The following is a 6,740-nucleotide window of genomic DNA, read 5'->3' as shown; positions in this document are numbered from 1 at the left end:
CTACAACCACCACCGCTGCCACACCGCACTCGGAGGCCAGCCCCCGATCACCCGCGTCAACAACCCTGCGGGTCAATACACCTAGGGCGTGTCCGCAATGTCGGTGGGTCGTTAGCCCGTTCGTGGTGCGTCGTCATGAAGTGACTGATCAGGCTTGGGCGGTGATCGGGCCGTTGCTGGCTCCGCCTCGGATGGGTCGTCCGGTGCGGGACCGGCGGCAGGTCCTCAACGGCATCCTGTGGAAGCTGTCCACGGGTGCCGCCTGGCGGGACCTGCCGGAACGGTACGGGCCGTGGAAGACGGTGTACGAGCGGTTCCGCCGCTGGTCGGCGGACGGAACGTGGGACCGGCTCCTGGCCCACGTCCAGCAGCACGCGGATGCGGCCGGGGAGGTGGACTGGTCGATCGTGTGCGTCGACTCGACGGTCGTGCGGGCCCACCAGCACGCGGCCGGGGCCCGAAAAGGGGGCCCTGGACCGGCGAGGCACTCGGCCGGTCCCGCGGCGGGCTGAGCACGAAGATTCACCTCGCCTGCGACGGGCAGGGCCGGCCGCTCGCCTTCACGATCACGGGCGGGAACGTCAACGACTGCACGCAGTTCGAGCCGGTCATGGCCCGCATCGCCATCAAGCGGGACGGCCCCGGCCGGCCCCGCACCCGGCCGGACCGGGTGGCCGGCGACAAGGGCTACTCGTCCCGCAAGATCCGCGCCTACCTGCGAAAACGCGGCATCGCATCCACCATCCCCGAACGCACCGACCAGATCAGCGGACGCCGACGACGCGGCGAGACACTCTGCCGCCTCGACCGCACCGCCTACCGGCGCCGCAACGTCGTCGAACGCTGCTTCAACAAGCTCAAGCAGAACAAAGCCCTCGCCACCCGCTACGGCAAACGAGCCCGCCACTACAAAGCCCTGGTCACCTTCGCGTGCCTACGACTCTGGCTCCCCACCGACATTGCGGACACGCCCTAGGCCCGGGGTGCCGGGTTGCCGAGGGCGGCGAACGCGGAGACGAAGAAGGCCCGTTCGAGCTGCTTGTTTCCTCTTCGGGATGGCTGTTCGCCGCGGATCCAGGAGCCTGAGTTGCGGGTTGCCGGGGCGAGTCCTGCGTAGGCGGCGAGGCAGGCGGCGGAGGGGAAGCTGCTGCCGTCGCCGACCTCGATGAGGATCCTGGATCCGGTCCTGATCCCGACTCCCGGCATCGAGATCAGGACCTGGGAAAGAGGGTGGGCCTCCAGCAGTTCCTCGATCCGCCCGGCCAGGAGCTTGCGCTGGTCAAGGACGGCGGCGAGCGAGCCGGCCAGGCTCGGGACGATGAGTGCGACCGCTTCGGTGCCGGGAACCACCACGGACTGCTCGTCCAGCGGCGAATATGTCCTCGACCAGGCGCCCGGCCGTCCGCGGCGTCTTCGGCCGCAGCAGCGTGACCAGCCGCCTGCAACTTCACGAACAGTTCCCGCAGCTTGGGCACGGTGTTGGGCAGCCGCTTGTCGATCGCCTTCCTTCCCGGCCGGGGTGAAGGTGGTGTCGTGGTGTTCGCCTTTGCCGACGTCCAGGCCGAGGAATACGTCGTTGTCGCCGGTGTCGATCACGTGCGTCCTCCGGTCGTGCTTCTGCCCGGCCTCGTTCACGGCACCGATCGCCACATCCACATTACAAAGAGCCTCCCGGTCTGCTGGGCAGGCCGGTGGTCATGCCCCTAAGGGCTGTCCCGTAACTGGGCGGCGCCTTCTTGCCGATCCCGGATCCCGCCGTGTCCGGGGCCGGTGACAGGATCGAGAGGTGCTGATCAAGGGATACGACGGCGGCCCGCTGGTGCCGGGCGAGTCATTGCTGGTCCACCCGGGCTTCTGGTCGAACTACCTCTTGGCGATGTGTAGCGACGGGGGGTGTGCCGAGCGCCCGGTTTCGGAGTGGTTCGGTGAGGACGGCGCCGATGTCGATGCCCTGTCCGAGGTCCTTTTCGATCCTGAACGCTGGCCGGTGTTCAGGGTGCCGGCAGAAGACGGCCCCGGGGCGGTGGTGGTCTATCGCAATCTGGATGGCGATTACGGCATCGACTACCTCCTCACCCATCCAGGCAGAAGTTATGTCGAGCAGATCGCCAGCTGGGACGGCGACTTCTTGGGCACGGGGCTGACATGGGTTGAACTGATCCGGATCGCCGACAGCCCATCCCTTGCGGTCGAAGGCGCCCAGGACTCAGCCACCCGCCTCCTGTTGCTGCTTCCCCTCCTAAGAGAACCGGACATGCCGGCAGCAGCATCGAGGCTTATCGCCGCCCTGACCGTAGTCGGCGCGCCGCAAGACGCTGCGTCCATCGCGGCGGAGCACCTGCTGGCCCACCTCACGAGGAGGTCCCGACACGACCCCACGTGGGCCTCTCCGCTGAGCGGCAGCTGAGATGCGGGCCGAAGCGCTGATCACACTCGTGGAACGATCTTGGTATGGCTGGTGTGATCACGGCGCCAGAGTCTTCCTGGACAGCCCCTTTCTCCGGGCTGAGTCCGTGTTCGTCGTGGACGGCACCCTGGCCCCCACCCGCGATCACACCATCGCCGAGCGGTCGAAGAACTACGGGTACTCCACCAACCACCAGGTCGTCATCGACGCCGACACCCGTCTGGTCGTCGTGGTCGGGCGGCCGCCGGCCGGGAATCGCACCGCTGGACCCGGCTGGTCATCGCCGCCCACACCCAGCTCCGCCTCGCCCACCCCCTCGCGACCGACCTCCGGCGGCCGTGGGGGAAACCGGCGCCGCCGCACAAACTCACCCCCCGCCCGCATCCGGCGCGGGTTCCGGAACCTCCGCACGACGACCGGTTCTCTGGCCGGTGCACCGAAACCCACCACACCCGGCCCCGGCCGACCGCCATGCTTGAAGAACCGGTGCCCCGCAACCCGCCACGACGTGGGACGAGTCCTCGCCGGCGGCGAGGGATACCAGCGTCCGGCCCACCAAGGTCGGCACCAAACCCCGCAGGGCAGGCTGACAAGCAACACAGACGTCAGCACACTGAGCGCATGCGTTATGAAGAGAAGGCGAAGATCGCCATCGTGAGAGTTCTTGTCCCGGTGGCCGTTTTCATCTCCTCACCGGTACTGCTGATCGCCGGAGTGCCGATCCGCCGCCGATACCTTCGCTACATCTTCCGGGACGAGGCCCCACTGATCCTGGAGAAGGAGCGGGGTAGGGTCAGCGTCCACTGGTTCGTGGTCACCAGTTCCCTGTTCGCATGGCTCTGCTGGCCCGCCGAGTCGCTCGTTCGTCTCATCTCACGGCGAGGTTGAACAACAAGCTGAGGAGCCCGGAGCGCGGCGACACGACAACTCTGGTCCGGCGGGTGCGTGCCCGGGGCGGATACATGGCTCCAGGCGATGCAGTCGGCGGTGCTGAAGTGGCAGGGAGTGGGATGTGGCCGTCGACGTGCGCAGCCAACAGGGATGCGACGGCGCAGAAGTGGAACCGATGCGCCTGCGCGGACACTTGTTGTTGTGGACTTCCCATTGCATGAACGAGTCCGATCTGGCGATCGGGCGGCGTTCGCCGAGATTTTCGACGAACATGCGCGCGTCGTCTATGCCCTTGCGATCCGTACGACGGGTGACTGGGCTCTGTCCGAAGACGTCATGTCGCTTACGTTTCTGGAGGCCTGGCGGCTTCGAAACAAACTACGGGGGGAGGTCAGGAGCGTACGGGCGTGGTTGCTGGGCATCGCGACCAATGTGATGCGCAACACAGCCCGGGCGTCCCGGCGGCATCGGGAGGCGATGTCCCGTCTGCCGCCGCCGGAAGCAATGCCTGACTTTTCGGACGAGGTGGTTGGGCAGATGGCCGACGCTCAGCGTTTGGCTGCTGCGGGGAGAGCACTCCGACGGCTGAAGCGGAGCGAGCGCGAGGTCTTCTCACTGGTCGTCTGGTCCGACCTGGAGTACGCGGCGGCTGCTGAGGCGTTGGGCCTTCCCGTGGGCACCGTGCGCTCCCGACTCTCACGAGCGAGACAAAAGCTGCGCAAGCTCGTCGAGGAGGAGCTTGGAACAGATCCCGGCGCTGCGGAACTGCGGACCGGGAGCGGACACATATCACCGAGCGGGATGGGCGCGACCCGCACAGCCTCTAGGAGGAGTACAGGATGAATCCGGAGCAGCGGGAACGAGCCGAGCGTGGGCAGGCGAACCGGACTCTGCCTCCCCCTCCCTATCCGGAGCCGGCACCCGGACGAGTGGACGCTCGCCGTGCGCATTTCCTGAGAGAGATCGATCGCCAGGCGCGGTCTGGCACCTTCCGGCCCGCGGTGCGGGCGAGGAGGCGTTGGGACCTGGCGCTGGGCATCGCAGTGGCTGCTGGTGCGTCCGTTGTCGTTCTCAGTCTCGGCTCCGGTGCACCGGTCACTCCGAGCGAGGTCCAACCGGCCTCCGCAGCGTCGGTCCAACTGCTGGAGCGAGCGGCTCTTGCCGCTGCTGCGACGCCGCAGACGAAGGTCCGTGCCGGGCAGTACACGTATTTCAAGACGGTCGGCCATACGTCGGTGCTGTCCGAGACCAAGGTCGGCGAGATGGAACTCCTGCGGGAGAACGAGGGCATGGAGCAGTGGACCTCGGTGGACGGCAGTGAGCAGACGCTGCAGCGTAAGGACGGCATCGATGCCCTGCTGCCCGGAACTCCAGGCCAAGGCAATCTGAACGCTCCGACCTACATGTTCCTGGACGCCTTGCCAACCGATCCCGACGTCTTGCTGAAGCGGATCACCGACGACGCCGAAGCCCATCACGGCGCCGGTTCCGACTCCACGACGGGACCGCACCAGCAAGCCTTCGTCACGATCGGGGACCTTCTGCGTAACAGGGAGGCTCCCCCCGACATCACTGCGGCTCTCTACCGGGCTGCTGCTCTCATCCCTGGTGTCGACGTCGTCTGCGACGCCGTGGACGCGGTGGGCCGGCACGGGGTCGCTGTCGCGCGGACACACGATGGCGAACGCACCGAATGGATCTTCGACGAGAGCACGGTCCGGTTTCTGGGCGAGCGCACGGTCCTCTTGGAGGACAGCGCCTGGGGGAAGGCCGGCACCGTAGTCACCTCTGTCGCTCTCATCCAGTCCGGCATTGTCGACGAGGCTGGACAGAACACCTAAAGGTTGTTGCAGAAGGGTGGGTGTGGGCAGGTCGGTGTGGTGTTTGGCCTGGTGGTTCAGCCTGTCATGGCGAGGTTGTGCATGGTGGCGATGGCTTGGACGGTGTGGTGGAGTCCGTCTCCTTTCTGGCGGCAGTCGCGGAGGATTTTCCAGTTCTTCATGCGGGCGAAAGTGTGCTCGACGCGGGCGCGGACATGTCGGTGTTCGGCGTTGTCCTCCTCCTGGCCGCACAGGAGTGGGCGCCCGGCTCTTCTGTGGTGCGGGACGATCAAGCCGGTTCCCAGGTAGGCGCCGTCCGCGATGACCGTGGTCCCGGCCGCGATGGCGGGCAGGTCCGATTCGCGCCAGGCGTGGGCGTCGGCCTTGTTCCCGGGGACGGGGCGGGCCGAGGCGATCACCAGGCGGCTGTCCGCATCGATGATGACCTGCACATTTGCCGAGAACCGATAGTTGCGGGAGGACGCGGCGACCGTACGGTCGCGGACCGGGACGGGGGTTCCGTCCACGACCCACAACCGTTCGACATCCGCGACGGGCCGCGGCGCCGGCTCGATCGCCAGGAGCGGCCGCAGACGCTGGACGACCCGGCAGACGGCGGCCGGGGAGATCCCGAAGAGCGGGGCAAGTTGGCGCATCGTGAGGTTGGTCCGGTAGTAGACGGCCACCAGGAGAACCCGGTCCGCCAGCGGCAGGCACCACGGCCGGCCGCCACCCGGGCCGTTCCCTCCCCGCTCCCGTACTACCCGCACCAACTTCTCGAACCGGCTCATCCACAAGCCGCTGAACCTCTCCACCCACAACGGCTCAGCCCGCAACGCCCCACCCATACAAGAGGAATGCCCCATCCCAGGCGTTCTGCAACAACCCTTAGGGTGCGTTCGAAAGTGGATCAAGCTAGTGTGCCCCGGTGACAGAGACGCAACAACGCCGCGACATAGGTCCTCCTGACAGCGACTCCGACGAGAAGTCGACCTTGCTTGCGTTCTTGAACTACGTCCGCGAAGCAGTGGCCGGAAAGGCGCAGGGCCTTGAAGACAGGCAGGGACGAACACCCGGAGTCCCCTCTGGCACCAGTGTTTTCGGCCTGGTCAAGCACCTGACTGCGGCAGAGCTCTACTGGTTTGCCTGGGCCTTCGAGGGTGCCGATGTCGAGCATCCGGACTTCAGTATGGATCTCTCCGAGGGGGACAGTGCGGACAGTCTCCTCGCTGCCTACCTCAGTGCCATCGAACGGTCCAACGAGATTATCGAGCGCTGTGACGACTTGCGCCATCCCTGTGCTCGGGCGGCAGACAAAGCGGGCACCGTGCGATCGATGCGATGGGTGCTGGTGCACATGATCGAAGAGACGGCTCGCCATGCGGGCCACGCCGACATCCTCCGTGAGCAGGCTGACGGTTCTATCGGTAGATAACGCACTGCTTCGCTCGATCTCAGATGTTCCGCGAACGATAGACGCATGCGGACTGCAGCGAGTCATTGATGGCTGCGATAAGGACAGTTGCCTCTTAGGGCTTGCCGGGAAACAAGTCGTAGCTTCCAGCTGTGGGGCTCGTTGGTCTGGTATGGGGAGACCGGAGGGGATCGAGGCCGTTCTGGCG

6 protein-coding genes and 4 pseudogenes are annotated in these 6,740 nt (G+C 66.5%); 8 read left to right on the top strand and 2 right to left on the bottom strand.

What is annotated here, in order from left to right; translation table 11 throughout:
- The first annotated feature begins 125 nt into the window (after nt 1-125).
- Nucleotides 126-976: pseudogene (locus tag ACIQRW_RS38330) on the top strand (IS5 family transposase).
- A 2-nt stretch (nt 977-978) separates the two neighbouring features.
- Here ACIQRW_RS38330 and ACIQRW_RS38325 read toward each other — a convergent pair.
- Nucleotides 979-1,441, bottom strand: a pseudogene (locus ACIQRW_RS38325) (transposase); the annotation flags it as partial.
- Nucleotides 1,442-1,786: 345 nt separating this feature from the next.
- Here ACIQRW_RS38325 and ACIQRW_RS38320 point away from each other — a divergent pair.
- The 6 genes and pseudogenes from ACIQRW_RS38320 (at nt 1,787) to ACIQRW_RS38295 (ending at nt 5,139) form a co-directional block, all read left to right on the top strand.
- Nucleotides 1,787-2,407 (top strand): hypothetical protein, encoded by a 621-nt coding sequence (locus ACIQRW_RS38320; protein ID WP_403769993.1) that lies wholly within the window; start codon nt 1,787-1,789, stop codon nt 2,405-2,407.
- Nucleotides 2,408-2,507: 100 nt separating this feature from the next.
- A pseudogene (locus ACIQRW_RS38315) lies at nt 2,508-2,666 on the top strand (IS5/IS1182 family transposase); the annotation flags it as partial.
- Nucleotides 2,667-2,668: 2 nt separating this feature from the next.
- Nucleotides 2,669-2,997, top strand: a pseudogene (locus tag ACIQRW_RS38310) (transposase); the annotation flags it as partial.
- Nucleotides 2,998-3,028: 31 nt separating this feature from the next.
- Entirely contained in the window at nt 3,029-3,295 is a 267-nt protein-coding gene (locus ACIQRW_RS38305) for a hypothetical protein (RefSeq protein ID WP_403769991.1), read from the top strand.
- Nucleotides 3,296-3,499: 204 nt separating this feature from the next.
- Nucleotides 3,500-4,141 (top strand): RNA polymerase sigma factor, encoded by a 642-nt coding sequence (locus tag ACIQRW_RS38300; protein WP_403769989.1) that lies wholly within the window; start codon nt 3,500-3,502, stop codon nt 4,139-4,141.
- Nucleotides 4,138-5,139 carry a CU044_5270 family protein gene (locus ACIQRW_RS38295; protein ID WP_403769987.1) on the top strand — a complete coding sequence of 334 codons (1,002 nt, stop codon included), beginning with the start codon at nt 4,138-4,140 and terminating at the stop codon, nt 5,137-5,139. The genes ACIQRW_RS38300 and ACIQRW_RS38295 overlap by 4 nt, the downstream gene beginning before the upstream one ends.
- 56 nt (nt 5,140-5,195) lie before the next feature.
- Here the strand turns inward: ACIQRW_RS38295 and ACIQRW_RS38290 are convergent, their stop codons facing one another.
- Nucleotides 5,196-5,966 carry a transposase family protein gene (locus tag ACIQRW_RS38290; protein WP_403769985.1) on the bottom strand — a complete coding sequence of 257 codons (771 nt, stop codon included), beginning with the start codon at nt 5,964-5,966 and terminating at the stop codon, nt 5,196-5,198.
- 80 nt (nt 5,967-6,046) lie between these two features.
- Here ACIQRW_RS38290 and ACIQRW_RS38285 point away from each other — a divergent pair, with 80 nt between their 5' ends.
- Complete coding sequence (locus tag ACIQRW_RS38285) at nt 6,047-6,553, top strand: DinB family protein (RefSeq protein ID WP_403769983.1); 507 nt, start codon at nt 6,047-6,049, stop codon at nt 6,551-6,553.
- Nucleotides 6,554-6,740 lie beyond the last annotated feature (187 nt).

It is taken from the genome of Streptomyces sp. NPDC091287, assembly GCF_044768525.1.
Taxonomy (GTDB): Bacteria; Actinomycetota; Actinomycetes; order Streptomycetales; family Streptomycetaceae; genus Streptomyces.
This window is presented reverse-complemented; position numbering and strand designations above follow the sequence as displayed.